Annotated in this window: 25 protein-coding genes; 12 read left to right on the forward strand and 13 right to left on the reverse strand. The window is 69.3% G+C overall.

Annotated features, from left to right (window positions below; all coding sequences use genetic code 11):
• The first annotated feature begins 10 nt into the window (after positions 1–10).
• From ACIQF0_RS25615 to ACIQF0_RS25630, 4 genes are read left to right on the forward strand one after another with little or no spacing between them, the layout of a single operon-like run.
• Positions 11–745 carry an ABC transporter ATP-binding protein gene (locus tag ACIQF0_RS25615; RefSeq protein ID WP_401033146.1) on the forward strand — a complete coding sequence of 245 codons (735 nt, stop codon included), beginning with the start codon at positions 11–13 and terminating at the stop codon, positions 743–745.
• Positions 742–1,710, forward strand: a complete 969-nt coding sequence (locus ACIQF0_RS25620) for a hypothetical protein (protein ID WP_401033148.1) — start codon at positions 742–744, stop codon at positions 1,708–1,710. The genes ACIQF0_RS25615 and ACIQF0_RS25620 overlap by 4 nt, the downstream gene beginning before the upstream one ends.
• Positions 1,711–1,753: 43 nt before the next feature.
• Entirely contained in the window at positions 1,754–2,131 is a 378-nt protein-coding gene (locus ACIQF0_RS25625) for a GntR family transcriptional regulator (protein ID WP_360031937.1), read from the forward strand.
• A gap of 25 nt (positions 2,132–2,156) precedes the next feature.
• Complete coding sequence (locus tag ACIQF0_RS25630) at positions 2,157–3,023, forward strand: ABC transporter ATP-binding protein (RefSeq protein ID WP_401033150.1); 867 nt, start codon at positions 2,157–2,159, stop codon at positions 3,021–3,023.
• A gap of 5 nt (positions 3,024–3,028) precedes the next feature.
• On the opposite strand, the gene ACIQF0_RS25635 is transcribed toward ACIQF0_RS25630, so the two are convergent.
• The gene (locus ACIQF0_RS25635; RefSeq protein ID WP_401033152.1) at positions 3,029–4,567 is read right to left on the reverse strand and encodes a phytoene desaturase family protein; all 1,539 of its coding nucleotides are present in this window, start codon (positions 4,565–4,567) and stop codon (positions 3,029–3,031) included.
• A 266-nt stretch (positions 4,568–4,833) separates the two neighbouring features.
• On the opposite strand from ACIQF0_RS25635, the gene ACIQF0_RS25640 reads away from it, so the two are divergent.
• Entirely contained in the window at positions 4,834–6,072 is a 1,239-nt protein-coding gene (locus ACIQF0_RS25640; RefSeq protein WP_401033154.1) for an ABC transporter substrate-binding protein, read from the forward strand.
• Positions 6,073–6,126: 54 nt separating this feature from the next.
• Here the strand turns inward: ACIQF0_RS25640 and ACIQF0_RS25645 are convergent, their stop codons facing one another.
• Positions 6,127–8,454 carry a Tex family protein gene (locus ACIQF0_RS25645; protein WP_401033156.1) on the reverse strand — a complete coding sequence of 776 codons (2,328 nt, stop codon included), beginning with the start codon at positions 8,452–8,454 and terminating at the stop codon, positions 6,127–6,129.
• Positions 8,455–8,503: 49 nt separating this feature from the next.
• Here ACIQF0_RS25645 and ACIQF0_RS25650 point away from each other — a divergent pair, with 49 nt between their 5' ends.
• Positions 8,504–9,601, forward strand: a complete 1,098-nt coding sequence (locus ACIQF0_RS25650; RefSeq protein WP_401033158.1) for an alkaline phosphatase family protein — start codon at positions 8,504–8,506, stop codon at positions 9,599–9,601.
• Positions 9,602–9,646: 45 nt separating this feature from the next.
• A complete protein-coding gene (locus ACIQF0_RS25655) occupies positions 9,647–10,507 on the forward strand; it encodes a patatin-like phospholipase family protein (RefSeq protein WP_401033160.1) in 861 nt (286 codons plus the stop codon).
• Here ACIQF0_RS25655 and ACIQF0_RS25660 read toward each other — a convergent pair.
• Genes ACIQF0_RS25660 through ACIQF0_RS25690 form a run of 7 tightly spaced genes read right to left on the reverse strand, consistent with a single transcriptional unit; the run spans position 10,496 to position 16,549 of the window.
• Complete coding sequence (locus ACIQF0_RS25660; RefSeq protein ID WP_401033162.1) at positions 10,496–11,812, reverse strand: LLM class flavin-dependent oxidoreductase; 1,317 nt, start codon at positions 11,810–11,812, stop codon at positions 10,496–10,498. The genes ACIQF0_RS25655 and ACIQF0_RS25660 overlap by 12 nt on opposite strands.
• Positions 11,809–12,471, reverse strand: a complete 663-nt coding sequence (locus ACIQF0_RS25665) for an ABC transporter ATP-binding protein (protein ID WP_401033164.1) — start codon at positions 12,469–12,471, stop codon at positions 11,809–11,811. The genes ACIQF0_RS25660 and ACIQF0_RS25665 overlap by 4 nt, the downstream gene beginning before the upstream one ends.
• Entirely contained in the window at positions 12,447–13,280 is an 834-nt protein-coding gene (locus ACIQF0_RS25670) for an ABC transporter permease (RefSeq protein WP_401033166.1), read from the reverse strand. The genes ACIQF0_RS25665 and ACIQF0_RS25670 overlap by 25 nt, the downstream gene beginning before the upstream one ends.
• Positions 13,277–14,299 carry an ABC transporter substrate-binding protein gene (locus tag ACIQF0_RS25675; protein WP_401033168.1) on the reverse strand — a complete coding sequence of 341 codons (1,023 nt, stop codon included), beginning with the start codon at positions 14,297–14,299 and terminating at the stop codon, positions 13,277–13,279. The genes ACIQF0_RS25670 and ACIQF0_RS25675 overlap by 4 nt, the downstream gene beginning before the upstream one ends.
• A complete protein-coding gene (locus ACIQF0_RS25680; RefSeq protein WP_401033170.1) occupies positions 14,299–15,258 on the reverse strand; it encodes a TauD/TfdA dioxygenase family protein in 960 nt (319 codons plus the stop codon). The genes ACIQF0_RS25675 and ACIQF0_RS25680 overlap by 1 nt, the downstream gene beginning before the upstream one ends.
• 44 nt (positions 15,259–15,302) lie before the next feature.
• Positions 15,303–16,418 (reverse strand): ROK family protein, encoded by a 1,116-nt coding sequence (locus tag ACIQF0_RS25685; RefSeq protein WP_401033172.1) that lies wholly within the window; start codon positions 16,416–16,418, stop codon positions 15,303–15,305.
• Positions 16,419–16,459: 41 nt separating this feature from the next.
• Complete coding sequence (locus ACIQF0_RS25690) at positions 16,460–16,549, reverse strand: putative leader peptide (protein WP_401033174.1); 90 nt, start codon at positions 16,547–16,549, stop codon at positions 16,460–16,462.
• Positions 16,550–16,775: 226 nt separating this feature from the next.
• Between ACIQF0_RS25690 and ACIQF0_RS25695 the strand changes: the two genes are divergently transcribed.
• The gene (locus ACIQF0_RS25695; protein ID WP_401033176.1) at positions 16,776–18,515 is read left to right on the forward strand and encodes a discoidin domain-containing protein; all 1,740 of its coding nucleotides are present in this window, start codon (positions 16,776–16,778) and stop codon (positions 18,513–18,515) included.
• Here the strand turns inward: ACIQF0_RS25695 and ACIQF0_RS25700 are convergent.
• A complete protein-coding gene (locus ACIQF0_RS25700; protein WP_401033178.1) occupies positions 18,512–19,417 on the reverse strand; it encodes a phosphotransferase in 906 nt (301 codons plus the stop codon). The genes ACIQF0_RS25695 and ACIQF0_RS25700 overlap by 4 nt on opposite strands.
• Positions 19,418–19,488: 71 nt before the next feature.
• Here ACIQF0_RS25700 and ACIQF0_RS25705 point away from each other — a divergent pair, with 71 nt between their 5' ends.
• Genes ACIQF0_RS25705 through ACIQF0_RS25715 form a run of 3 tightly spaced genes read left to right on the forward strand, consistent with a single transcriptional unit; the run spans position 19,489 to position 21,852 of the window.
• Positions 19,489–20,058, forward strand: a complete 570-nt coding sequence (locus ACIQF0_RS25705; RefSeq protein WP_401033180.1) for an RNA polymerase sigma factor — start codon at positions 19,489–19,491, stop codon at positions 20,056–20,058.
• A complete protein-coding gene (locus tag ACIQF0_RS25710; protein ID WP_401033182.1) occupies positions 20,055–20,891 on the forward strand; it encodes a hypothetical protein in 837 nt (278 codons plus the stop codon). The genes ACIQF0_RS25705 and ACIQF0_RS25710 overlap by 4 nt, the downstream gene beginning before the upstream one ends.
• Positions 20,892–20,937: 46 nt before the next feature.
• On the forward strand, positions 20,938–21,852 hold the full coding sequence (locus ACIQF0_RS25715) for an alpha/beta fold hydrolase (protein ID WP_401033184.1): 915 nt from the start codon (positions 20,938–20,940) through the stop codon (positions 21,850–21,852).
• Here the strand turns inward: ACIQF0_RS25715 and ACIQF0_RS25720 are convergent.
• Both ACIQF0_RS25720 and ACIQF0_RS25725 read right to left on the reverse strand, forming a co-directional pair.
• Entirely contained in the window at positions 21,762–22,187 is a 426-nt protein-coding gene (locus ACIQF0_RS25720; RefSeq protein WP_401033186.1) for a hypothetical protein, read from the reverse strand. The genes ACIQF0_RS25715 and ACIQF0_RS25720 overlap by 91 nt on opposite strands.
• Positions 22,188–22,315: 128 nt before the next feature.
• Entirely contained in the window at positions 22,316–23,878 is a 1,563-nt protein-coding gene (locus ACIQF0_RS25725) for a wax ester/triacylglycerol synthase family O-acyltransferase (protein WP_401033188.1), read from the reverse strand.
• 221 nt (positions 23,879–24,099) lie between these two features.
• On the opposite strand from ACIQF0_RS25725, the gene ACIQF0_RS25730 reads away from it, so the two are divergent.
• Positions 24,100–24,918 (forward strand): alpha/beta fold hydrolase, encoded by an 819-nt coding sequence (locus ACIQF0_RS25730; RefSeq protein WP_360031902.1) that lies wholly within the window; start codon positions 24,100–24,102, stop codon positions 24,916–24,918.
• On the opposite strand, the gene ACIQF0_RS25735 is transcribed toward ACIQF0_RS25730, so the two are convergent.
• The gene (locus ACIQF0_RS25735; RefSeq protein ID WP_401033190.1) at positions 24,915–25,694 is read right to left on the reverse strand and encodes a helix-turn-helix transcriptional regulator; all 780 of its coding nucleotides are present in this window, start codon (positions 25,692–25,694) and stop codon (positions 24,915–24,917) included. The two genes, ACIQF0_RS25730 and ACIQF0_RS25735, sit on opposite strands and share 4 nt — an antisense overlap.
• Positions 25,695–25,711: the final 17 nt, after the last annotated feature.

A 25,711-nucleotide genomic window follows, 5' to 3' on the forward strand; every position in this document is an offset into this window, starting at 1 on the left:
GGTGGTGTGCATGGGACAGAGGGAGCACCCGCCGGTCCTGGCGGAGGAGCTGGGGAAGAAGTACTCGCGGGGCTGGGCGTTGCGCGACTGCACGCTCGAGATCCCGGCTGGTCGGATCGTCGCGCTCGTCGGGCCGAACGGGGCCGGCAAGAGCACGCTGATGGGCATGATCACCGGACTGCTGCGGCCGACTACGGGCCGGATCTCGGTGTTCGGGGACGCGCCGAACGGGCGTGGGATGCATCCGGCGGTGGCGTTCCTGACGCAGGCCAAGCCGTTGTACCCGCAGTTCACGGTCACCGAGACGCTCCACTACGGCCGCAACGCCAATCCCGGGTGGGATCAGGCGTACGCCGAGGAGCTGGTCGAGAAGGCGCAGGTGCCGTTCGCGGCCAAGGTGGGCACGCTCTCGGGTGGGCAGCGGACGCGGGTCGCGCTCGCGCTGGCGCTCGGGAAGCGGCCGAAACTCCTGATGCTGGACGAGCCGCTCGCCGACCTCGACCCGCTGGCGCGCGAGAACGTCCTGCAGACGCTGGTGGAGGAGTGCCGGACGCAAAAGATCACGGTGCTGTTGTCGTCGCACGTGCTGGCGGAGCTGGAAGACGTGTGCGATCACCTCGTGCTGCTGGCCGACGGGCGCGTGCGGCTCGCGGGTGACGTCAGCGAACTGCTGGCGGCGCACGCGGAGCACCGGACGCTCAGCCAGCTCGCGCTCGCCTACATGCGGATGGAGGTCGCGGCATGACGTGGATCGTGTGGCGTCAGCAGCGGCCCGTGGTCATCACGCTCGTCGCGGGGCTGGTCGTGGCGGTGGCGGCCATCCTGTTGCTGCGGGCCGGAATGGTCGCCGATCTCACCGCGCGCGACCTCCTCGACTGCGTGGGCAAAGGGGTGGAGGCGTGCCGGGGTTCGGCGGCCAACGAGTTCCAGACCACGTGGTTCGACAGGCTGCACCTCGCTGAGGTCACGGTGCTCGCGGCGCCCGTGCTGATCGGCGTTTTCGTCGGGGCGCCGTTGTTCGCGCGGGAGTTCGAGCAGGGCACGCACGCGCTGGCGTTCACGCAGTCGGTCAGCAGGACGCGGTGGATGGTGACCAAGTTCGTCGTCGCCGCGCTGCCCGCGCTCGTGGTGGTGGTCGCCTACCAGCTGGTCGTGCACAGCTGGCTGGACGCGGCCGGGAAGCTCGGGCCGCTGAGCATGGGGCCGTTCTACTTCACGACCTTCGACGCCCACGGTGTCTCGCCGGTCGCGTACACGCTCTTCGCCTACACGCTCGGCATGGTCGCGGGCGCGGTGTTCAAGCGGACGCTGGTGGCGATGACGCTGACGCTCGGGTTGTTCATCGCGGTGCGCGCGGTGCTCATCGGGGTGCGCGAGTCCCTGGTCACCCCGACCAGGATGCTCTCCGACGACCTGGACACCACCGAGGTCGTGCGCGGTCCGCTGGTGGTGGAGTCCGGCTTCCTGGACGCCCAGGGCGCGGTGGTCGTCAATCCGGGGCCGATGATGAACTGCGCCGCCAAGGGGAACGTGCAGGGGGTCGTCGACTTCGAGGTCTGCTACCGGGAGAACGGGCTCGCGAAGCGGTTCTGGGACGTCATCCCCGTCGACCAGGCGACCACGCTGCACCTGGTCGAAGCGTCGATCTTCACGGGGCTCGCGGTGCTGTTCGTGCTCGGCTCGGTGTGGGCCGTGCGCAGGCAGGTGTGACGGACGGCGGTCGCGGGACGGGTGGACACCTATGCTGGGCGGCGTGATCGAGTTCCGCATCGATCGGCACTCCGGGGTGTCCACCTATCTCCAGATCGCCGCGCAGGTCAAGCAGGCCATGAGGATGGGGCTGCTCGGCCCCGGCGACAAGCTGCCGACGGCACGCGAGGTGGTCGAGTCCACCAGGGTCAACCCCAACACCGTGCTCAAGGCGTACCGCGAGCTCGAACACGAGGGGCTCGTCGAAGGCCGCCGGGGCATGGGCACGTTCGTCACCGCCTCGCTCGCCACCGACGCGGCGAAGGCGGACGCGCCGCTGCGGCAGGACCTGGAGCAGTGGATGGACCGCGCCGTGGACGACGGGCTGTCGGCCGACGAGGTCGACGCGATCTACACCGACGTGCGGGGCACGCACTACTGATGTCCACTGTGGACTTGGGAGCACGATGAACGCCAGTCCTGTGCAGGCGGAGAACGTCGCGAAGCACTTCGGGCGCACCAGAGCGCTCGACGGGTGCTCGTTCGCACTGCCGGAAGGCAGCGTGACCGGGCTGGTGGGACCGAACGGCGCGGGCAAGAGCACGTTGCTGTCGCTGATCGCCGGGCTCGCGAAGCCCACCAGCGGTGAGATCTCCGTGCACGGCACCGCGGTGCACGGCCGGATGCACCCCGACGTGTCGCTGCTGACCCAGAAAAGGCCGCTCTACGACCAGTTCACCGTCAGCGAGATGATGCGGGCGGGCGCGGCGATGAACGAACGCTGGTCGTCCGCCAGGGCGGCCGAGGTGCTGGATCTCCTTGCGGGCGTGGACAAGGACGCGAAGGTGCGCACGTTGTCCGCCGGTGCGCGCACACAGGTCGCGATCGCACTGGCGGTCGGCCGGCTGCCGAAGGTGCTGTTGCTGGACGAACCGCTGTCCGACCTCGACCCGTTGGCGCGCGACGAGACGTTGCGGATCGTCATGACCGAGGTCGCGGAACGGGGCACGACGGTCCTGCTGTCGTCGCACCTGCTCACCGACATCGGCGACGTCTGCGACCACCTGCTGTTGCTGGACGAGGGCCGCGTGCAGGTGACGGGTGACATCGACGGGATCCTGGACGAGCACCGGGTCGTCGTCGGGCCCGCCGGGCTCGACCTGGAGACGGACGGCGTCGTGGTCGACACCTCGCACACGCCCCGCCAGACGACGGCGCTGGTGCGTGGCGGTGTTGTGCCCGAGGGCTTCGAGACCACGCACCCCGACCTGGAAGCGCTGGTCATGGGCTATCTGCGGGCATCGCGCACCCGCAAACTCGCCCGCACTCGGTAGAAGGCTCAGTAGAGGGCTTTGTTCACGCCCTGGATCAGCGTTTTGTAGAGACCGCCCGCCGCACCCCACCGGGCCAGTGCCGCCCGTGCCGCGTTCGCCCCCGCCGCGCCGTGCACGCCTCCGCCCGGCCACGCCGACGAACCCGCCAGGTAGAGCCGGTCGAACGGGGTGTCCGCGCGGCCGAGTCCCGGCACCGGCCGGAAGACCAGTTGCTGGTGGATGCCCCCGGTGCCGCCGTTGACCGAGCCGATCTCGGCCGGTCCGAGCACCGAGCGCCCGAGGACGCGGGACCGGAAGCCGGGCGCGCGTTCCTCGATCATCAGTTCCAGGCGGTCGGCCCGGCGCTTCAGCCGTTCCGGCGTCCAGTTCCCGCCCAGCGGCACGTGCGTGTACGCCCAGGCGGCCTCGGTGCCCGCGGGGGAGCGGGTCGGGTCGGTCGTCGTCATCTGGCCGATGAGCATGAACGGGTTGCGCGGCACCTTGCCGCAGGCCAGTTCGTGGGCCACGGTGGCCATGCCGTTGACGTCGCCGCCGAGGTGGATCGTGCCCGCCCGCGCCGCCTCCGGGTTGGTCCACGGGATCGGGCCGGACAGCGCCCAGTCGACCTTGATCGTGTCGGTGTCCCACTGGAACCGCTTCAGGTCGTCGGCGAGCTTCGACGGCAACGCGTCGGCGCCGATCAGGTCCAGGTACAGCGACGGCGCGGGCACGTCCGCCAGCACCGCGCGGCGTGCGCGCACGACCGAGCCATCGGCCAGACGCACCCCAACGGCGACACCGCGCGCGTGCAGCACCCCCGTCACCTGGGCGTTCGTTTCGATGCGGCCGCCGAACCGGCGCACCAGCGAGGCCGTCAGCTCACCCGCCCCGCCGCGGGGGACCGGGTTGCCGACCTCCTGCGCGAGCATCGCCAGCAACCAGCCGAATCCCGCGCCGCCGGCCTGGTCCGGGCCGAGGTCCGTGTGCATCGTGTTGCCCGCCAGCAACACACGGGCGCCCTCGCCCTCGAAGAGCTCCTCGCCCAGCCGGCGCACCGGCAACGTCAACAGACGCGCCAGCCGCAGGGCGTCGCCGACTCCCGCCGAAAGCAGCAGGGAAAGACCACCGCGCACGGGTGGAAACGGTTGCAACAGAGAGTGAAGTACCGCGTCGCGCACCTGGAGCCATCGCGCGTACTCCGTTTGCCAGCGTTCCGCGTCCGAGTGGGCAAAAGTACCGACGGATTTGGCCGTTTCCGCGACATCTCGCGAGAGCAGAGCCACTCGGTCATCCGGCAGAACGTGCGCTAGTACGGCCGGGGCGTGCTGCCACTGGACGTCGAGGCCCAACGCGCCGAGCACCGGCGAGCCCAGGCCGAGCGGGTAGAAGGCGCTGAAGACGTCGTTGGTGAAGCCCGGCGCGGTGAGCTCTGCCGACGTCACGGCCCCGCCGGGCTTGTCGCGCTGCTCCAGCACGAGGACGTCCCAGCCCGCGTCCGCGAGCAACGTCGCGGCCACCAGCCCGTTCGGCCCGGACCCGATGACGACCGCGTCGACCTCGTTCACGCACGCCTCCCCAAAACGATGTCCGGGCCACGATTCCAGATCTTCACGCGTTCGGATGCGTCCGTACGGAGGTGTGAAATTCGGCCGGGAACGCCGTATCTCATTTCGTTCGGCACCGAAGAGCTAGCACACTCCGTAGTCGAGCGGTAGTCACATGAACCTTACGTATCTGTGTTCCGTACCACATAGAGAGGCATTATGTGACGACGAAATCAATACTGAGCTACCGCTTAGTATGCCGAGATCATTTGGACAAGGACTGCTGCATGCCCCTCCGCCGTGTACTGCCCACCGCCGCCTTGGCGCTCGCCGTCCTCGTGGCCGGTTGTGGCGCCAAGACAGACGAGAAGGTCCAGGTGAAGACCGGGCCGGGCGTTACCGACGACACGATCTCGCTCGGCATCCTCACGGACATGACAGGCCCGTTCAAAGCCTCCGCGTTGACCCGCATGAAGGGCTACGACCTGTACGTCAAGCAGGTCAACGACCGCGGCGGCATCTGCGGGCGCAAGATCGAGCTCAAGCAGAAGGACCACGCGTACGACGTGCAGAAGGCGCTCGACGCGTACTTCGACCTGGAGCCGCAGGTGCTCGGTCTGCTGGAGCTCGCGGGCACGCCGATGACCGCCGCGATCGAGCCCGACATCATGCAGACCCGCACGCTGACCGCCCCCGCGTCGTGGGCCGCGTCCCTGCTCGGCAACCCGCACATGATGATCGTGGGCACGACGTACGACCTCGACGTCATCAACGGACTTGATCACTACAAGCGTCGTGGTGTCATCAAGGACGGCGACACCATCGGCCACGTCTACGTCCAGGGCAGTTACGGCGACAACGCCGTCGAGGGCAGCCGGTTCGTCGGGACGCAGTGGAACATGAAGGTCGCCGAGCAGCCGATCGGCGAGACCACGGCCGACCTCGCGCAGCAGATCGGCGCGCTGAAGGCCGCGGGCGCGAAGGCCGTCGTGCTGAGCACCACCCCCGCCCAGACCGCCGCCGCCGTCGGGGTGGCCGCGGCGCTGAAGTGGGAGGTGCCGTTCATGGTCAACGTGGTCGGCTTCGACACCGCCATCCTCGACTCGCCGGTCGGCCCCGCCGTGGAGAAGCAGGTGTCCGTGGTGACGTCGGTGGCGCCGTTCACCGGCACCCAGGCGGGCCCGCGCGAGGTCGCGGCGGCGTTCAACAAGTACTACCCGAACGACAAGCCGGCGATCTACGTCGACCACGGCTACACCGTCGCCAAGGTGTTCCTCTCGGTCATCGAGAAGGCGTGCCAGAACGGCGACCTCTCGCGCGACGGCGTGCTGGACGCGTTCCACAGCACCAACGGCCTGGACACCCAGGGCCTGACCAGCGCGCTGCACTACTCGCTCGTCGGGCGGCCGTCGGCCACGCAGTCCTACATCACCAAGGTCGACTCGAAGGTGCCCGGCGGTCTCACGACCGTGGAGGAGCTGTTCGAGTCCGAGCTCGTGAAGATGAAGGGCACCCGCGCCAAGTAGCCACCAAATGAGAAAGGGCCCCTCCCGGCGTGGGAGGGGCCCTTTCTCGTCGTCCTACTTGCCGAATCCGGCCTTGCGGAGCGCGTCCGCCATCGAGCCGCTCACGGGAGCCTGCGAGGTGCGCTGCTGGCCGCCCCGCTGGGGCTGTCCGCCACGCTGCTGCGGACGACGGTCACGGCCACCGCCGCCACCGCCCTGCTGCTTCGGAGCGGGCTTGCCCGGCTCGTCGGTCAGGCGCAGGGTCAGGCCGATGCGCTTGCGGGCCTCGTCGACCTCCAGCACCTTCACCCGCACCACGTCACCGGACTTCACGACGTCGCGCGGGTCCTTCACGTAGGTGTTGGACAGGGCCGAGATGTGCACCAGGCCGTCCTGGTGCACGCCGATGTCCACGAACGCGCCGAACGCGGCCACGTTCGTCACGACGCCCTCCAGCACCATGCCGGGCTTGAGGTCGGCGATCTTCTCAACGCCGTCCGCGAAGGTCGCCGTCTTGAACGCCGGACGCGGGTCGCGGCCCGGCTTCTCGAGCTCCTTCAGGATGTCCGTGACCGTCGGCAGACCGAACTGCTCGTCCACGAACTGCTCGGGCCGCACCTTCGTCAGCACCGCCGTGTTGCCGATCAGCTCGGCACCGGCGGCCTCCTGGATCCGCCGCACGACCGGGTACGCCTCGGGGTGCACCGAGGAGGCGTCCAGCGGCTCGTCGCCACCGCGGATCTTGAGGAAGCCCGCGCACTGCTCGAACGCCTTCGGGCCGAGCCGCGCCACGTCCTTCAACGCCTTGCGGGACTTGAACGGACCGTTGGCGTCGCGGTGCAGCACGATGTTCTCCGCGAGACCGGCGGTGATGCCGGAGACGCGGCTCAGCAGCGGCACGGACGCCGTGTTGAGGTCGACGCCGACCGCGTTCACGCAGTCCTCGACCACCGCGTCCAGCGAGCGCGACAGTTTCGACTCCGCGAGGTCGTGCTGGTACTGGCCGACGCCGATCGACTTCGGGTCGATCTTCACCAGCTCGGCCAGCGGGTCCTGCAGGCGCCGCGCGATCGACACCGCGCCGCGGATCGACACGTCGAGGCCCGGCAGTTCGGAGGACGCGTAGGCCGACGCCGAGTACACCGACGCGCCCGCCTCGGACACCACGATCTTGGTGAGGCCCAGGTCGGGGTGGCGCTTGATCAGGTCGGCGGCCAGCTTGTCGGTCTCACGGGAGGCCGTGCCGTTGCCGATCGCGATCAGGTCGACGTTGTACTGCTTGGACCAGGCCGCGAGCTTCGCGATCGACTCGTCCCAGCGGTTCGCGGGCACGTGCGGCTGGATGACGCCGTGCGCGACGACCTTGCCGGTGGCGTCGACGATCGCGACCTTCACGCCCGTGCGGTAGCCGGGGTCGAGGCCCATCGTGGCGCGCGTGCCGGCCGGGGCGGCCAGCAGCAGGTCGCGCAGGTTCGAGGCGAACACCTTCACGGCCTCGTCCTCGGCGAACGAGCGCAGGCGGCCGCGCAGGTCGATGCCCAGGTGCACGAGGATCCGCGTCCGCCACGCCCAGCGGACGGTGTCGGTGAGCCACTTGTCACCGGGACGGCCGCGGTCGTCGATGCCGAAGCGCGAGGCGATGCGCACCTCGAACGTCGACGGACCCTCCTCACGCGGCTCCTCCGGCTCCAGGACGAGGTCGAGGACCTCCTCCTTCTCGCCGCGGAACAGCGCCAGGATGCGGTGCGACGGCAGCTTGGCGAACGGCTCGTCGAACTCGAAGTAGTCGGAGAACTTGGCGCCGTCGGTCTCCTTGCCCTCGCGGACCTTGGAGACGACCCGGCCGCGCGTCCACATCTGCTCGCGCAGGTCGCCGATCAGGTCGCCGTCCTCGCCGAACCGCTCGACCAGGATGGCCCGCGCGCCCTGCAGTGCGGCCGCGGTGTCCGCGACCTCCTTCGCCGGGTCGACGAACTTCGCGGCTTCTTCCTGCGGGTTCAGGCCAGGATCACCCAGAAGTGCGTCGGCCAGCGGTTCGAGACCGGCCTCCTTCGCGATCTGGGCCTTCGTGCGGCGCTTCTGCTTGTACGGCAGGTAGAGGTCCTCCAGCCGCGCCTTGGACTCGGCGGCGAGGATCTGCGCTTCCAGGGCCTCGTTCAGCTTGCCCTGTTCGCGGATGGAGTTGAGGACGGCCGCCCGGCGCTCCTCCAGTTCGCGCAGGTAGCCGAGCCGTTCCTCGAGCGTGCGCAACTGGGTGTCGTCGAGACCGCCGGTCGCCTCCTTGCGGTAGCGGGCGACGAACGGGACGGTCGCGCCACCGTCGAGCAGTTCGACAGCAGAGCCGACCTGGCCTGCGGCCACTCCGAGCTCGTCAGCGATCTTCTGGTGGATGAGCGTTGTCACAGCGCGCCATTCTGCCCGCTGCCCGATTCGACGTGGCACGGTGTCCTTCATGACCATCGCCGAGGTCGCCCCCTCACTGCTGTCGGGCCTGGACGTACCGGGTGCCGACAACACGCTCGGCCTTCCCACGGCCCGGCGTGTCGTCCTGCTGCTCGTCGACGGTCTGGGCCACGAACTGCTGCGCGCCCACGCCTCCCACGCCCCGTTCCTGACGTCGTTGCCCGACCGGAGGATCTCCGCGGGCTTCCCGTCCTCGACGGCCACCAGCCTCGCCTCCATCGGCACCGGGCTGCACTCCGGTGAGCACGGCATCGTCGGCTACACGTTCGAGGTCGGGGACGAGGTGCTCAACGCGCTGACCTGGAGTCGGGCCAGCGAGCACTCCCACGACCTGCGCAAGACGCTCGTGCCCGAGGTCGTGCAGCCGCATCCGACCGTGTTCGAACGGGCCTCGGCGGCCGGGGTCGCGGTCAGCACCGTCGCGCCGATGCTGCAGCGGTCCTCCGGGCTCACCCGAGCGGCGTTGCGCGGCTCGTGGTTCCGGGGCGCGGCCGGGTTCGGCGACCTGGCGCTCGGCGCGGTGGCGGCGGTCGAGGAGGAGCGGTCGTTCTGCTACGCCTACCACGCCGATCTCGACACGATCGGGCACATCTACGGGCCCGGTTCCGAGGAGTGGTTGCTGCAACTGGAGTTCGTCGACTCGCTGGCCGCACGGATCGCCGCGCGCCTGCCTGATGACTCGATGCTGGTGGTCACGGCGGACCACGGCATGGTGACCGCGGGCGAGCGGATCGACTTCGACACGGAACCGTTGCTGTGGCAGGGAGTTCGTGTGATCGCGGGCGAGCCGCGGGTGCGGTACCTGCACACCGCGAGCGACGAGGTGTTCTCCGTGTGGCGGGAGTTCCTCGGGGATCGCGCGGACGTGGTGACGCGTGAGGAAGCCGTGGAGGCCGGCTGGTTCGGGCCGGTGAGCCCGCTGGCGATCGACCGCATCGGGGACGTCGTGGTCGCGATGCGGGACGCGCACGTCGTGGTGCGCAGCCAGGCCGAGCCGGTGCTGAGCGGCCTGACCGGGTTCCACGGGTCGCGCACGGCCGCCGAGCTGGGGATTCCGTTGCTCGTCCACTCAGTGACTTCAGCGTAGACCGAAGTCAGCCCTTCTCGTTGGCTCGCCTTAGGATCACCGGACGTGACGATCGAACTGCCAGGACCAGTCGGGTTCGTGCTCGGAGGAGGCGGAAGCCTCGGTGCCGCGCAGGTCGGCATGCTGCGCGCGTTGCGGGAGCACGGCGTCCGGCCGGACCTCGTCGTCGGCACCTCGGTGGGCTCGGTCAACGGCTCGCTGCTCGCCCTCGACCCGGACAAGGCCGCCGAACGGCTGGCCGTGCTGTGGGAGGGCATGACGCGGCAGCGGGTGTTCCCCGGCGGGCCGATCGCGCAGCTGAGGTCGTTGCGCACCAACAAGACCTACCTCTTCCCGAACACCGGTCTCGCGCACGTGCTGACCGAGGGGCTCGGTGGGTGCGCGTCGTTCTCGGAGCTGGCGCTGCCGTTCGGCGCGGTGTCCGTGGACGGCGTGACCGGCGAGGCCGTGAACATCGTCGAGGGCGAGCTGATCCCCGCGATCCTCGCCAGCGCGGCGATTCCGGGCGTCTACCCGCCGGTGCGCATCGGCGACCAGGTGCTCTACGACGGTGGCGTGCTCGCGAACGTGCCGATCCGGCAGGCACTCGCGATGGGCGCGAAGTCGTTGGTGGTGCTGGACTGCGCGTTCCCCGGCCACCTGCCGACCGTGCCGGAGACGCTCGCCGAGACGCTGCTGTTCTGGGCGACGCTGGGCATGCGCAACCAGGCCGTGCTGGAGGTCGAGCTCGCCTCCCAGACCGCGCCGGTGCTGTACCTGCCGGGTCCGCCCGTGCAGGCCGTGACGCCGCTGGACTTCTCGCACACCGCGGAACTGGTCGAGGCCTCCTACCTGGCCTCGACCACGTTCCTCACGTCGCTGGAGTTCGCCGGTGTGGGGCTCTACGGGCACCCGTCACACGGGTAGCGCGCTGAACTGGCTGGCGGGGCGCGGCAGGCCGTAGTGCTCCCGCAGCGTGTGGCCGGTGTACTCGGTGCGGAACAAGCCGCGCTGCCGCAGGATCGGCAGCACCTCGTCCGCGAACCGCTCCAGCCCGGACGGCAGCACGGCGGGCATGATGTTGAACCCGTCCGCGGCGCCTGCCTCGTGCCACTGCTGGAGCTGGTCGGCGACCTGGAGCGCGGTGCCGGTGAACGTCTTGTGGCCGCGGCCTCCGCCGAGCCTGCCGATGAGCTGACGGACGGTCAGGCGTTCACGCCGGCCCAGTTCCACGATCAGCGTGTACCTGGACTTGGCGCCCTCGATCGCGGCCTCGTCGGGGAGGTCGGCGGGGAGTTCCTCGTCCAGTTCCAGGTGGTCGACCCTGAGCAGACCGGCGAGTTGCCGGGCGGCGTGTTCCGGCACGATCAGCCGCTCCAGTTCGGCGTCCAGCGCGTGCGCCTCCTCCTCCGTCGAGCCGATCACCGGGACCAGGCCGGGCAGGATCTTGACCTCGTTCGGGTCGCGGCCGAACTCGATCGCCCTGCGCTTCACGTCCCGGTAGAACGCGACCGCGTCCTCCAGCGTCTGGTGCGCGGTGAAGACGGCCTCGGCGTGCCTGGCGGCGAAGTCCCTGCCGTCCTCCGAGCTGCCCGCCTGGACCAGCAGCGGGTAGCCCTGCGGTGAGCGCGGCACGTTGAGCGGGCCGCGGACCTTGAAGTGCGGGCCGACGTGGTCGATGGTGTGCACGCGGTCGTCCCTGGCGTGCACGCCGGTGGCCTTGTCGGCGATGATCGCGTCGTCGTCCCAGGAGTCCCAGAGCTTCTTCGACACCTCCACGAACTCCGCGGCCCGGTCGTAGCGGGTGAGGTGGGCGGGCTGGGCGTCGAGGCCGAAGTTCCGGGCCGCGTCGTCGCCGGCGGTCGTGACGATGTTCCAGCCGGCGCGGCCACCGCTGACGTGGTCGAGCGAGCTGAACCGGCGGGCGAGGTTGAACGGCTCGTTGTAGGTGGTGGACGCGGTCGCGATCAGGCCGATTCTCGTTGTGACAGCGGCGATCGCGGTGAGCAGGACGGTCGGTTCGATCTTGCCGGACGGGCGGCGGCTCGGGTTTCCCCACAGCACCGGGGAGTCGGCGAGGAACACCGAGTCGAACTTGGCCTCCTCGGCGATGCGCGCGATCCGCTGGTGGTAGGCGATGTCGATGTGCGCCAACGGTTCCGACTCCGGCAGCCGCCAGGACGCCTCGTGGTGGCCGGTGTCGTGCAGGAAGAGGTTGAGGTGCAGTGTCATGCGGCGACTCCGATGCCGAGTGCGGACAACAGGTGCGTGCGGTCGGCGTCGTGCGCCGGGAGGTCGAGGCCGATGCGGCCCTCCTGCAGGACGAGGACGCGGTCGGCCAGTTCGATGGCCTCGTCGACGTCGTGCGTGACCAGCAGGACGGCGGGCCGGTGCTTCGCGCAGAGTTCGCGCAGCAGGGCGTGCATCTTGATGCGGGTCAGGGCGTCCAGCGCGCCGAAAGGTTCGTCGGCCAGCAGCAGCCGGGGTTCGCGGACGAGGCACCGGGCGAGCGCGACTCGTTGTTGCTCGCCGCCGGAGAGTTCCGCGGGCCACGCGCGTTCGCGGCCCTTGAGCCCGACCTCTTCCAGCGCGGCCCTGCCCCTGCCCGGTTTCACGCCGAGTTCGACGTTGTCCAACACCCGCAGCCACGGCAGCAGTCGTGAGTCCTGGAACGCGACGGCGACTTCGTGGGGGACTTCGAGGGTGCCCTCGCCGGTCACGTCGTGGTCGAGTCCGGCGATGGCCTTGAGCAGCGTCGACTTGCCGGATCCGCTGCGGCCCAGCAGCGCCACGAACTCGCCGGGCGCGATCGTGAGGTCGAGGTCGTCGAGCACCTTGCGTTGCTGGAACTGCCTCGTGAGGCTCTTCACCCGGACAGCGTGCGTCGCCATGCCAGCGCCCTCCGTTCGATGACGCGCAGCAGCGCGTCCGACACGAACCCGAACAGGCCGTAGACGACGAGCCCGACGACGATGACGTCGGTCTGGCCGTAGTTCTGCGCCTGGAACATCAGGTAGCCGATGCCGCTGGTCGCGTTGATCTGCTCCAGCACCACCAGCGACAGCCACGACGCCGTGACCGCGAGCCGCAGGCCGAGGAAGAAGCCGGGCAGCGCGCCGGGGAAGACGACCTTGCGCACGTACTGGGTGCGAGTGAGGCCGACGGCTTCCGCCAGTTCGACGTACCGGCTGTCGATGCCGGTCAGTGCCGCGTACGTCTGCAGGTACATGATCGTCGCGATGGTCACGGCGATCACCACGATCTTGAACTCCTCGCCGATGCCGAGCCACAGGATCAGCAACGGGATCAGGCCCAGCGACGGGATCGCGCGCTTGACCTGGACCGTGCCGTCGATCAGCGCCTCGCCGACGCGGCTGAGTCCGGAGAGGACCGCGAGCACCGTGCCGGCGGTGGCACCGAAGAAGAAACCGAGGGCCGCCCGCTGGAGCGAGGTGAGGATGCTCTCCGGCAGCTTGCCGTTCTCGGTGAGCTCGATTCCCGTCTGGACGATCGTCCACGGCTCGGACAGGATCCGCGGGTCGAGCGCGCCGGTCGCGGAGGCGATGCTCCATACGGCGATGACCAGTGCCGGGCCGAGGACTCTGCCGTACGGGATGGGTCTGCCGAGCCCCAAGCGCTTGCGCTTCGGTGCTGTGGTGGGTGCCGAGACGGCGGCGGGGCGGTCGAGCACGTGGGTCATGTCCGGCTCCGGTACTTGGCGTCGACGGCCTCGGCGGCGACCTTCTCGAACCGCCGGTCGAACAGCTCGGTCACGTCGAACCTCGGCACGAAACCGCCCTCTGCCAGCAGGTCCGCGGTCTCCTGCTCCCACTGGACCGCGCGGTCCCAGTTCGTGGGGAACGTCAGCGGCGGCTGGGACTGCACGATCCGGTCGCCGTCGGCCTTGGAGACGTTCTGGTCCTGCACGTAGTAGTGGTCGACCCACTGGTCCGGGTTCTCGTAGCTCCACACGGTTCCGCGGGCCCAGAACGGGATGAACGCCTTGATCGCGGCGAGCTTCGCCGGGTCGTTGAGCACCTCGACCGGCGCCCACAGGACGGTGAGCAGGTCGACGGACTTCATCTCGATCGCTTTGGCGTCCGGGTACTGGCCGAGGTACTTGGTGAGCTGCGGTTCGGCCAGCACCGCGACGTCGACCTGACCCGCCTGCACCGCGGTGAGGAACTGGTTGCTGGTCAACGGGATCAGCTCGACGTCGGTGATCTTGAGCCCGAGTTCCTTGAGCGTGCGCAGCACGACCACGCCCTGCGCCTGGCCCTGGCTGAACGCGATCTTCTTGCCTTTGAAGTCCTGGAGAGTTCTGATCGGCGAACCTGGTTTGGTGGCATAGGTGTAGAGGGGTTTGTCGCGCTCGCCGACCGCCACGATCTTCGTGGCGAGTCTGGTCGCCTGGGCCTGGATGGGCGGGATGCCCGCGTTGGCGCCGAGGTCGACGGACTTCGCGCGGAACGCCTGGATCACGTCCGGACCGGCCTGGATGTTGGGCCAGTCGGTGACCTGGAAGGGGAGTTTGCCCAGCTCACCCGATGCTTCGAGCTGCTTGAGCGTGGTGCGGATGGAGATCGTGAGCTTCGTGTCCGGCGGCGGGGCCGTCGTGGGCAGGTCGCCGAGGACCTGCTGCGTGGTGGTGCTGCCCGCGGAGCACCCCGCGGCACCGAGAGCCGCGAGGCCGAGCAACAGGGAACGCCGGGTCAGCATCAGTCCACCACCACGGCGTGGTCGGCGGTGAACGGGCGGCCGGCGAGCAGCGTGGACTCGCGCCCGTCCGGGCCCACCGGGGTGTCGCCGATGAGCGTGACGCGGTGCAGGGTGCGCTGGACGTCGAGGTGCTCCAGGTCGCGCGGGGCGAGGTGGGCGGTGGCTCGGTTGTCCCAGAACGCGACGCTGCCCGGCTCCCAGCGGAACCGCACGGTGTACTCGGGCCTGGTCAGTTCGGCGTACAGCAGGTCCAGGACCGCCTTGCTCTCGGCGGGGGAGACGCCGACGACGTGGCTGGTGAAGCCCGGGTTGACGAACAGGCCCTTCTCGCCGGTGACGGGATGCACGCGGACGACCGGGTGTTCGGCGACCAGCAGGTTGTCGTTGACGCGCTTGGCGTACGCGCCGTCCGCGACCTTCACCGAGCCGCCGTAGCGGTGCTCGGCCCGCAGCCCGTCCACAAAGGACTTGATCGGGGCGGAGAGTCCGTTGTACGCGGCGACTAGGTTCGTCCACGTCGTGTCGCCGCCGACCTCCGGCACCACCTCGGCGCGCAGGATCGACGCGGCCGGCGGGTTCACCGCGGCGGTGACGTCGGTGTGCCAGCCGGAGAAGTAGCTGTACTGGCGCTTCTGGGTCTGCTGCTTGAAGTCCTTGCCGTAGCGCTCCTCGTACCGGCGCGGGTCGATCGTGAAGATCTCCGGGAAGCCGGTCGGCGGGGCGTCGTCGTGCGGGTGGGCGTAGGTGAGCTCGCCGAACTGGCGGCCGAACGCGATCTGGCTCGCGTGGTCCAGGTCCTGGTCCCGGAAGAAAATCACCCTGTGGGCGTGGAGTGCCTTGTGCACCGTTTCCAGTTCGACTGCCCGGAGTGGCCGGGAAATGTCGATGCCCGAGATTTCCGCCCCGATGTGCCCGGCGATCGGCTTGACCGTGAGGGTCTTTTCCTGAACTGAGGTCATGGGACAAGCGTGCAGTTCAGGGGCTGGCGATGTCTATTTTCTGCTCACGGAAAATAAGTCGGGCCGCCGTAGATCTCGCTGAGCACGACACTTCCGGCGGCGACGCTGAGAACGTCGCTGCCAAAACTCGTCTGAATGACGTCGCCTTTACGTTCGCCGATTTCCGATGTCAATTCCTCCCAGCATCCGGGAATGAGGATCGCGCCGGCCTCGACGACCACGAGCACGTCCGGGTTGATCACGTCGAGCAGCAGCCGCGCGGCCTGCCCGACGAGCCTCGACCGCCGCCGGAACAACTCGATCGCGCGCAGGTCACCTCGTCGGCCGGCCTCGATCAGCAGGTCCAGCGACGGTTCCGCGGTGATCCCGGCCCGCGCGGCCCGTTCGGCGAGCGTCCGGTTCGACGTAGCGGCCTGCAGGCACCCGCGCCGCCCGCAGGGGCACGGCGTGTCGTCGTGGCGCAGCCGGAGGTGCGCGATCTCGCCCGCCGCACCGCCCGGCCCGCTGTGCACGGCGCCGCCGGTGACGATGGCCGCGTCGACCACGTTGCCCACGAACAGATGCACCAAGCTGGTGCGGGCTCTGGGGTCGGCCCCGAAGAGCTGCTCGGCCCGCGCGAGTGCCCTCGAGTGCGACTCGACCTGTACCGCCATGTCGAGCGCAGTGGTCAGAAACTCCTTGGCGCGCACGTCCTTCCAGCCGAGCTGGCTGTGCTCGACGATCGTGCCGTCGTCCACGCGCCCGCCGGTCGCGACCCCGACGCCGATCGGCACGCGGTCGTGCCTGCGCAGGAACGCGGGCACCCGCTCGGCGATCCGCCGCAACGCCCGCTCCGCCGCCGGCCGGTCGTGCGGCTCGCGTTCCTCGGCGAGCACCCGCCCGCGCAGGTCGACGAGCGCCAAAGTCGTGTGCCCGTAAGCGATGTGGACGCCGCACACCACGTGCCGGTCCACGTCGATGTCCACCGGCACGTGCGGCCGCCCGATCGTCACGCGCGGAACGCGGGTGTCGACCTCGCGCACCAGCCCGCGTTCGGCCAGTTCGGCGTACTGCTTGGTGACGGTGGCGGCGCTCAGTCCGGTGAGGCGCGCGATGGTGCTGCGCGCGACGGGTCCGTGGTCCAGCACGGACCTGAGCACGGTGGCGGCGGTGCGGCTCATGCGGTCCCTCCCCTTCTCGCAGGGGTTCGTCTGATCTCCGGTCAGGCGAGGGCGGGCGCCGCACAGATCGCGCTCGCCTGCCGACGGAGGTCGACGTGGCGGCGCGTGCTGAGCACGGATGCCTGGGACATGTCACCGATGCTGACATCCGCCCGTCGTCGCGGCCAAGGCCGCCCACGTGGTGAGACATGCGGAAAGGTCGGCTCATTTGGAGCCTTTATCGATCCTTTCGCGATGTAACACGCTCAGACCTCCGATGACCTCTTGAAGCACGTCACCAGGTGGCGTAAACCTTTGCGAGGAACACCGAGCACGTCTTCCTACCGCCGCGGGGAGCGTCCACCAGGAGGCTGGCTCGTGGGTAAGAGGTTGCGTCGTCTCGGCGTGTTGATGACCGCCGTTCTGCTCGTCGCGGGTGTGAGCACGCCGGCTCGCGCCGAGGTGCTGCATCCGCGGCAGGACTGGCTGCGGGCGTCCACGTCCGGCCTGTTCCTGCACTGGGGGATGCGGACGAGTCCCGGCTACACCAGTTGCAGCGCTTGGGAAGCCGCCGTCACGGGTGGCGGGTGGAGTGCGCGGTACTGGGTCGACGAGGCGAAGAAGCTGCACGCGCAGTACCTGGTGCTGGCGTCGTTCCACTCGCGGCTGGGCTACGCGCGGGCGTGGCCGTCGGCGATTCCGGGCAGTTGCTCGACCAAGCGCGACTTCCTCGGTGAGCTCATCGACGCCGCTTCGGCGGAGGGGCTCAAGGTCATCAACTACATGACCGACGACCCGCAGTGGCACGACGAGGGCGGGCACGAGTGGCTCGACTCGGCGGCGTACTCGAAGTACAAGGGCAAGACGGTGAAGCTGCAGGAACGGCCCGGGTTCGGGCAGTTCAGCTACGACAACTTCGTCGAGGTCATGGCACGTTACCCGAAGCTCGCCGGGTTCTGGATCGACAACGACAACGCCTACTGGGAGCAGAACGGCCTGTACGAACGAATCCGGCGCGATCGGCCGGACATGGTCCTCAGCAACAACAACGAGGACACCGCGATCATGGACACGATCAGCAACGAGCAGAAGACCGGCATGACGCCGAACTACGACTACCCGCAGGCGGTCTACACGGCGGCACCACGGCTGATCGAGGCGTGCTTCAAGCTGCCGAGCGGTGGGGCGTGGTGGTACTCGGGCTCCAACTCGTCCGTCGACTACAAGCTGACGCTAGGACGCCTGATCACCAACGCGGGCAGTGACGTCAAGGCGTTGATGGCCGAGACCGCGATGGTCAACGGCAAGTTCCCCTCGAACCAGGCCGCCTTCAACAACTTCACGAACACCTACCTCGGCGACGTCTGGGAGTCGATCGGCGGCACGTACGGCGGCGGGTATCTGAACGGCGGCCTCAAACCGGGCTTCTGGAACGACGGCGCGCATGGCGTCACGACCGTCTCCAAGGCCAACCCGCAGAACCATTACGTGCACGTGCTCACCAAGCCGTCCGGCAGCACGTTGAAGGTGCGCGACAACGGGTACGAGGTCAGCCGCGTCACCAACCTGCGCACCGGTGCGGCGGTGACCTGGGCGCAGGCCGGCGGCACGATCACGCTCAGCGGCGTCTCGAACTGGGACCAGTACGACACGGTGTTCAAGGTCGAGACCGCCGGGCGTGAAGGGATCATCCCGGCCTCGTCGTACACGATGAGCGCGTCGGCCGCCGGTTCCGGCCACCCGGCCTCGCACGCGGCCGACGGCAACTACCAGACCTATTGGGACGCAACGGGTGCGGGGACGGTGTCGTTGCGCTTCGACCTGGGCTCGGCGAAGGCGGTCTCGTACGTCGCGCTCAACCAGCGCGAGGACTCGACGACCTACCCGTCGTCGAACTCCGCGCGTGTCAAGAACTACAACGTCTACACGTCCAGCGACGGTGCCAAGTGGACGAACGTCAAGTCCGGTTCGCTCGCCAACCACCGCGGGGTGCAGTTCATCGACCTGCCCGCGAACACGACCGCGCGGCACATCCGGGTGGAGAAGACGTCCACGCAGGGCAAGGCGCAGCTGCGGATCGACGAGGCCTGGCTCGGCTCGGCCTACCCCGGCGTCTAGCAGACCAGCGCGCGTTCGACGTTGTGCTCGGCGATCTCCCGCATCGCGTCCCGGTGCGGGAAGTCGCCGTCCAGCAGGCGAAGCGGGCCCTCCACGAGGGACAGGTGCTGCGCCAGCCGGTAGAACGACATCCGTGCCGGGTCGAGGCCGGGCGCGGGACGGTAGTGCGGGCCGAACCGCAGCTCCAGGAACACGTGCTCCCACTCGACGTCGAAGAACATCACGCCCTCGAAGTCGATCAGCACCGGTCGGCCGTCGGTGACGAGCACGTGGTCGGGACCCAGCTCGCCGTGGATCAGCGCGTACGCGGTGCGCGGCTCGATCACCGAATGCCGTTGCCGCAGCTGGGTTTCCAGGCGATCACGCTCGGCCGCGATGCGCGGCACCCGTTCGCAGCAGGCCTCCAGGTGCCCGAGCGCCCGGTGCAGCACCACGTCCGGCACCGGCGGCGCGTCCAACGGTTGCAGCGCGCTCGGACGGCCGTACTGCGGACTGGTGCGCAGGTGCATGGCCGCGAGGTCGTCCCAGAAGCGTTCGAGTGCCTCGGCGTCGTGGTCGAGCAGCTTCTCCAGGAACTCGGCGCCGAGGTCCTCGACCACGATCACGTCGCGGTCGACCAGCACCAGTCTCGGCACGCTCGCCCCGGCCTCCGACAGCGCGGTGTGGGCGGTCAGGAACAGGTCGCGCCCGCTCGCGTTGCCGAACAACGGATCGTGCTCGTGCGTGGGCCAGTAGTCCTCGGTCGCACGCCACACGTAGGCGACGCCCGTCGTGCCGTCGTCGAGCGTCAGGCGGTAGACGCCCTTCTTGCTGCCGCCGTGCAGCCGGGTCACGTCGCTCAGCTCACGGCCGTACGCCGCCTGCGCGATGTCCGCGAGGTCGGCCACCCCCAGATGTGCCACGCCGCACAACGTTAGTGGCGGGCGCGTGAAACTGGTGCCAACACTTCTGTCGCGAGCGGACACGAACAGACATGACGACCGAAGACGACCGAGCGTTGTGGTCGCAGGCCGCCGGGGGTAGCGCACACGCCTTCGGAGTGCTGTTCGACCGGCACGCGAAGGCGGTCTACAACCACTGCTTCCGGCTGACCGCGTCCTGGGCCGAGGCCGAGGACCAGCTGCAGGCCACGTTCCTGCTGGCCTGGCGCAAGCGCGACGACGTGCGGCTGGAGCGCGAGTCGGCGCTGCCATGGCTGCTCACGGTCGCGACGAACGTGGTGCGCAACGAGCAGCGCTCGCTCCTGAGACGCCTGAAGAACCTGCGGCGCGTCGGCGAGGAACGCCCCGTGCCCGACCACGCGGACCGGGTCGCGGAGCGCCTCGACGACCAGCGGCAGATGAAGGACCTGCTCGACGCCGTGGCGGGGCTGCCGCGCAACGAACGTGAGGCGCTCGCGCTGTGCGTGTGGTCTGGGGTGTCGTACGCGGACGCGGCGGCGGTGCTCGGCATCACCGAGGGCAGCGTGCGGGCGCGGGTCAGCAAGGCGAAGTCGAAGCTCCAGCAGCACCGGGAGCTCGTGCACACCGGGGAGGACCGATGACCAGCATGCTTCCGCCCACCCGCGACCTGCCACCCGGTCGCCAGGCGAAGATCCGTGCCGAGATCGAGCGCGCTGCCACCCGGCGCGCGTCCCGGCGGCTGGCCGTACCGATCCTCGCCGCCGCGGCCGCGGTCGCCGTCGTCACCGCCGGGATCGTGGTGCTCAGGCCCACCCCGAGCTTGCCAGTGCCGGCAGTCCAGATCACCACGTCACCGGCGACACCGTCCGCCGACTCCGGGGTGCCGCAGGAGGCGGTCGAGGCGATCGAGACGGGCTGCACGAAGGCCGCGGGCATGCAGGGCAGGGCGAAGCTGCACCAGCTGCTGGACGAGCAGACGCGATGGGCCTTGCTCTACACCGACAAGGAGGTGTTGATCTGTTCGATCGGCTCCGGCGGCCAGGACTACCGCACGGGCTTCGGGAAGCGTGCCGTCGCGCTGCTGCCGGGGCACTTCTCCGTCGAAGGTGGCGGCGCGACCGTCGGAGGCATGCACCTCGGCCCGGCGTACGCGGGGACACCCGGCTACCGCGAGGCGGCCGGCCGGATCGACTCGAAGGTCGCCCGCGTGACGGTCACCGCCGACGGCAACACGGTCGACGCCAAGATCGCCAACGGCACGTACGCCCTCCGCATGTACTACTCGCAGTCCTGGACCATCCCCCAGGGCGTCCCCGACCCCGTCGTGCGTGCCTACGACGCCGGGGGCACCCTGCTCGGTACCAGTTCCGACCTGCTGAAGGAGTGCTACTTCGACCCCGCCACCGGTGAGGTCGTCTACGGCGACGAGCGCAAGACCCGGGACCAGTGCCGGCCCGCGTCGCCGTGGAAGTGACCCAGGCGGCTACCGATCAGTACGGTCAAGCGACATACTGGTTGGTATGACGACTGTGGCGAACTTCGGCGGCACCAGCCACCACGCGGACCTCGGCGGGCCCGTGCACTGGGTCGACTTCGGCGGGCCGGCGGACGGGCCGCGCATCGTCCTCGTGCACGGCCTCGGCGGCTCCCACCTCAACTGGGTGCTGCTGGCGCCGTTGCTCGCGAAGAAAGCCCGCGTCACGGCCGTCGACCTCGCCGGGCACGGCCTGACCAACCCGGAGGGCCGGCAGACCACGGTTCAGGCCAACACGAGGTTGCTGGGCCGGTTCCTGCGCGAGGTCGTGGGGGAGCCGGCGATCCTGGTCGGCAACTCGATGGGCGGGCTGATCTCGCTCTTCCAGACCGCCTACGACCCCGAGCTGGTCAGGGGCCTGGTGCTGGTCGACCCCGCGCTGCCGATGGTGCTCGGGACGCGGCCGGATCCGACGATGCTCGGCACGTTCTTCCTGTATTCGGTGCCGGGGCTGGGTGAACGGTTCCTGGCCAGGTCGAGGACCGCCCCCGCCCGTCGTCAGGTCGAACGCCTGCTGGAGATGGTCTGCGCGGACCCGTCGGTCATCCCCGAGGAGCTCAAGCAGGCCAGCGAGCACCTGATCGGCGAGCGCGCCAAGGTGGAGGGACTGGACAAGGCGTTCCTCGACGCCGCGCGCAGTGTCGTGTTCACGACCTCGAAGCGCGGCGCCTACTACGCGGCGATGGCCAAGGTCCGCGTGCCGGTGTTCCTGATGAGCGGCGACCGGGACCGGCTCGTCAACGTCGCCAACGCCCGGTACGTGGCTCGCAAGTACCCGCACTGGCGCTACGACGAGTACGCGAACGTCGGTCACGTGCCCCAGATGGAGATCCCCGAGGTCGTGTCCGAGCGGGTCCTGGACTGGATGGACGCCAACCGCCTGAGCACGTCCGCGAGCTGACCCAGGGTGAGCCGCTCCCGCAGCACGGGGGCGGCTCCGGTCAGCACGAAGTGGTCGTCGAGCTGCTCGATCCCCGTCAGCTGGATGCCGCGCGGCAGCTCCGGCACCGCGAACACGCGTGCGGGCAGCCACTTGTGCAGTCGTACGTGCAGCTCCGTGCCGACCAACTGGACGGTCAACGGGAACCAACTGACCGGTTGTAACTCCGGGATGTCCGCGAAGCCCACTTCGACCCGGAACTCGACAGGCGAGGACACGAGGACCGCGGGCGGGTTGACGTGCACGTCCCGGCACACGACGGTCGCGCGGCGAGCACGCCAGCGCGACCATCGCACGTTCTCCAGCTCGATGCGGACGTCGTCGACCTGACCGAGCGCCAGTCCGAGGGCGCCCAGCCGTGCGTCGAGTCCTACTACGGTCAGGTGCAGGTCGTGCGCGCCCGCTTGAACCGTCAGATCGTGTCTCAGGCCGTCGTCTCCGGCTTCACACCGTTCGTGGCCGCCTTGCTCGTCGCACGCGGGGCACGAGGCTTGGGAGCGGGCTTCTTCGCCACGGGCTTCGGGGCAGGCTTGGCAGCGGGCTTCGGGGCGGGCTTGGGGGCCGGCGCGGCGTCGACGACCTTCTCGGCGGTCTCCGTCTTCTCCGCCGCCTCGGCGGCCAGCGCGACCATCTCGTCGAAACCGGCGCGGATGCCGTCCGCGAGCAGCTGGACGTCCGGCACGCCGTCGAAGTCGGCGTTGATGCCGAAGGTGAACCGGTCGAGGTACGAGAAGATGCCGACGGTGATCCGGATCGTGGAGGCGACCGGCACGTACGGGAACATCTCCACCAGCGGGCGGCCGAGCATGTAGAGCGGGATGCGCGGGCCGGGCACGTTGGTGGTGACGGTCTGCAGGATCTGCTGCGGGAACCGCATCGCGGTCCGCGACCCCAGCGCCATCAGCGTCGGCGCGGCGAAGTTCGACAGGTTCGTGATGACGTCGGCGCCCGCTGCCTGGCGTGAGCTCTTCAGGTCGTCCATCTGCGCGCGGATCGACGCGAGGCGCTTCACCGGGTCCGCCTCGCCCACGGGCAGGTTCACCAGCACGGCGCTGACGCGGTTGTTCAGCTCGTTGTGCTGGTCGGCCTTGCGCATCGACACGGGAACCATGGTCCGCACGACCATGCCCTCGGTCAGTTCGCCGCGCTTCTCCAGCAGGTCCCGGAAACCACGCGTGATCGCCGTCAGGATGACGTCGTTGACGGTGCCACCCGCGGCGGTGCGAATCTGTTTGATCTCAGCCAGGTTCGCGCGCGCCCACACCCAGCGGCGGTGCGGTCCAATCGGACCGTTCAAAGAGGTCGCCGCGCGCGTGACCAAACGCTTGGCCGTACCGGGAAGAGAACCGAGAACGGTCTTGCCGAAGTCCATGATCTCGCTGAGCGAGCGCACGTTCCGCGCCACGGCGGGCAAAGCGGACAGGTGCTGCACCGGTGTCACCACGGCGTCACGGACACCGTCGATGACCAGATCGAGCGTGGACGGCTGCGGCTGCGGCTTCCACTCCTTCGGCTCCGGAAGGACGCTCTCCTTCTTGAAGTCGAGGATGAGCTGCAGCATGTCCGAACCGGACACTCCGTCGATCATGCAGTGGTGGACCTTGGAGATGATCGCCCAGCGACCGCCCTCCAGGCCCTCGACCAGCCAGGCCTCCCACAACGGCTTCTTGTCGTCGAGCTTCTGCGCGAAGATCCGGCCCGCGAGGTTGCGCAGCTGGTCCTCCCCGCCCGGCGACGGCACCGCGGTGTGGCGCACGTGGTAGAGGATGTTGAAGTGGTCGTCGTCGACCCAGACCGGACGACCGACGTGGAACGGCAGCGCCTTCACCTTCTGCCGGTAGCGAGGCACCTGGTCCATGCGCGCCAGGAAAAGACGGATCACGTCGCCGTAGGACGGGGCCGGCCCGTCGAAAACCAGGACGGAACCGACGTGCATGGGCACGTTCTCGTCCTCGATGAAGTAGAAGCTGGCGTCCAGAGAGCTCATCCGATCCACTTGAAAAAGAGTAGAGGACCGGAGCGTCTCAATCGACGTCCATGCAGGTGAGAGGCAGTGCACACGTGTGAGGTTGCCAACGTGTTACCTGCACGTGGCGAATCGAGACTCGAAAGTACTGGCAAAAAGATCGTTCACGAAACATCATGGACTCACTGGGCAACGACGTCCAGGGCGCCGGCTCGGGGTTGTCGACGTGTGGGGAGGCTCCTATGTCTGCCGTACCTTCGGACGAAGTCTTCGAAGTGCCTGCTGTTTCGCCCCTCCACCTCGTCAGAGGCAGCGCGCCCGGCCTGTTCTGGTACCTCACCGAGCCCACCCGCTGCGCGCTCGACGTCAGCGAGTTCGTGGCGACCCGCTCGATGCTGCGCGGCGCGCCCTCCGGTGACGGCCACCCGGTTCTCGTCTTTCCCGGCCTCGGTGCCGCGGACTCGTCGACGGTGATGCTGCGCCGCTTCCTGTCCGGGTTGGGCTATCAGGTGAATCCGTGGGGCCTGGGCCGCAACATCGGGCCGACGCGCAAGGCCGTGGACGGCATGCACGCCTTGGTGAAGAAGGTTTCGGACGCCCACGGCGGGCCGGTCTCCATCGTCGGCTGGTCGCTGGGCGGGATCTTCGCGCGCGAGATGGCGCGCGACCACCCGCACCGCGTCCGTCAGGTGATCACCATGGGGTCGCCGTACAACATGAGCGATCCCGTGCAGTCACGGGCGATGCCGGCGTTCGCGTTGTTCTCCCGGCTGCACATCCCGAAGGACGAGTTCCCGCCGCTGGAGTCGACGCGGCCGCCGATCCCGGTGCCCGCCACGTCGATCTACTCCAAGACGGACGGCATCGTCTCGTGGGAGTCGTGCGTCGAGGAACCGGGACCGCGCAAGGAGAACGTCCAGGTGTCGTCCTCACACCTGGGATATGGCTTCAACTCCAGCGTTCTGTGGGTCGTCGCCGACCGGCTGGCACAGGCGGAGGGCACGTGGGCGCCCTTCGCCGCGCCGCCCGGGATGGCGCGGCTGTACCCGCGCGCCGCCTAGCAGGGCCGTTCGTCCGAGTAGACGACCAGCGTGTGGTCGGGCTGTTCGGCGAGGTGGAACGCCGTGTACGCGTAGTCGAGCGGCCCTCGTCCGGGGTGCCGCAAGCGTTTCCGGCCGCCGTGCCGGGGTTGCACGTCGTAGTGGGGCCACCAGGAGCGCACCTCCTGGCTGGCCTCGTGCAGGTCGTCGATCAGCCGGGTGAACCGCTCGTCGGAGGGGTGCTGGGCGGCCAGCGCGCGGAGTTTGGCGAGCAGGCCGCGGGCCTCCAGTTCCCAGTCGATCAGGACGTGCCGCGCCTGCGGGTCGGTGAACACCCAGCGCGCGAAGCTCGGTTTCTCCTTGCGCAGAACGGGAAAGAGCTCGGCCGCCGCCTCGTTGTGGCTGAGCACGTCGTAGGTGGCGCCGATGATGAACGCCGGATGAGGGTCCAGAAACCCCGGTACCGCAGCGACTTCCGCGGCCAGTTCGGCTTCGAGGCTGTGCGGGCGCGTGTGGCCCGCGAGCCGGAGCAGATGGTCCTTTTCGGACGGAGTGAGGCCGAGCGCGGCGGCGAGCGCGCCCAGCACCTGGTCGGACGCGCGCACGTCGCGGCCCTGTTCCAGGTACGTGTACCAGGTGGCGCTGATGCCCGCGAGCACCGCGAGCTCCTCGCGGCGCAGGCCCGGGGTACGCCGCCGGCCCGTGCGCGGCAGGCCCGCCTCGGCCGGGGTGAGCCGCTCCCGCCGGCTGCGCAGGAACGCGCCCAGTTCGTGCCGCTGATCGGCGGTTCTCCGCATGCTGGCACCTCCAGTAC

The sequence above is a fragment of the Lentzea sp. NPDC092896 genome, from assembly GCF_044754905.1.
GTDB lineage: Bacteria > Actinomycetota > Actinomycetes > Mycobacteriales > Pseudonocardiaceae > Lentzea.

What these genes read in the sequence shown, in the direction of transcription:
- ACIQF0_RS25615 (WP_401033146.1), top strand. Translation starts at nt 11, where the DNA reads ATGGGACAGAGGGAGCACCCGCCGGTCCTGGCGGAGGAGCTGGGGAAG.
- ACIQF0_RS25620 (WP_401033148.1), top strand. Translation starts at nt 742, where the DNA reads ATGACGTGGATCGTGTGGCGTCAGCAGCGGCCCGTGGTCATCACGCTC.
- ACIQF0_RS25630 (WP_401033150.1), top strand. Translation starts at nt 2,157, where the DNA reads ATGAACGCCAGTCCTGTGCAGGCGGAGAACGTCGCGAAGCACTTCGGG.
- ACIQF0_RS25640 (WP_401033154.1), top strand. Translation starts at nt 4,834, where the DNA reads ATGCCCCTCCGCCGTGTACTGCCCACCGCCGCCTTGGCGCTCGCCGTC.
- ACIQF0_RS25650 (WP_401033158.1), top strand. Translation starts at nt 8,504, where the DNA reads ATGACCATCGCCGAGGTCGCCCCCTCACTGCTGTCGGGCCTGGACGTA.
- ACIQF0_RS25660 (WP_401033162.1), bottom strand. Translation starts at nt 11,812, where the DNA reads ATGACACTGCACCTCAACCTCTTCCTGCACGACACCGGCCACCACGAG.
- ACIQF0_RS25665 (WP_401033164.1), bottom strand. Translation starts at nt 12,471, where the DNA reads ATGGCGACGCACGCTGTCCGGGTGAAGAGCCTCACGAGGCAGTTCCAG.
- ACIQF0_RS25670 (WP_401033166.1), bottom strand. Translation starts at nt 13,280, where the DNA reads ATGACCCACGTGCTCGACCGCCCCGCCGCCGTCTCGGCACCCACCACA.
- ACIQF0_RS25675 (WP_401033168.1), bottom strand. Translation starts at nt 14,299, where the DNA reads ATGCTGACCCGGCGTTCCCTGTTGCTCGGCCTCGCGGCTCTCGGTGCC.
- ACIQF0_RS25680 (WP_401033170.1), bottom strand. Translation starts at nt 15,258, where the DNA reads ATGACCTCAGTTCAGGAAAAGACCCTCACGGTCAAGCCGATCGCCGGG.
- ACIQF0_RS25685 (WP_401033172.1), bottom strand. Translation starts at nt 16,418, where the DNA reads ATGAGCCGCACCGCCGCCACCGTGCTCAGGTCCGTGCTGGACCACGGA.
- ACIQF0_RS25690 (WP_401033174.1), bottom strand. Translation starts at nt 16,549, where the DNA reads ATGTCCCAGGCATCCGTGCTCAGCACGCGCCGCCACGTCGACCTCCGT.
- ACIQF0_RS25705 (WP_401033180.1), top strand. Translation starts at nt 19,489, where the DNA reads ATGACGACCGAAGACGACCGAGCGTTGTGGTCGCAGGCCGCCGGGGGT.
- ACIQF0_RS25710 (WP_401033182.1), top strand. Translation starts at nt 20,055, where the DNA reads ATGACCAGCATGCTTCCGCCCACCCGCGACCTGCCACCCGGTCGCCAG.
- ACIQF0_RS25715 (WP_401033184.1), top strand. Translation starts at nt 20,938, where the DNA reads ATGACGACTGTGGCGAACTTCGGCGGCACCAGCCACCACGCGGACCTC.
- ACIQF0_RS25725 (WP_401033188.1), bottom strand. Translation starts at nt 23,878, where the DNA reads ATGAGCTCTCTGGACGCCAGCTTCTACTTCATCGAGGACGAGAACGTG.
- ACIQF0_RS25730 (WP_360031902.1), top strand. Translation starts at nt 24,100, where the DNA reads ATGTCTGCCGTACCTTCGGACGAAGTCTTCGAAGTGCCTGCTGTTTCG.
- ACIQF0_RS25735 (WP_401033190.1), bottom strand. Translation starts at nt 25,694, where the DNA reads ATGCGGAGAACCGCCGATCAGCGGCACGAACTGGGCGCGTTCCTGCGC.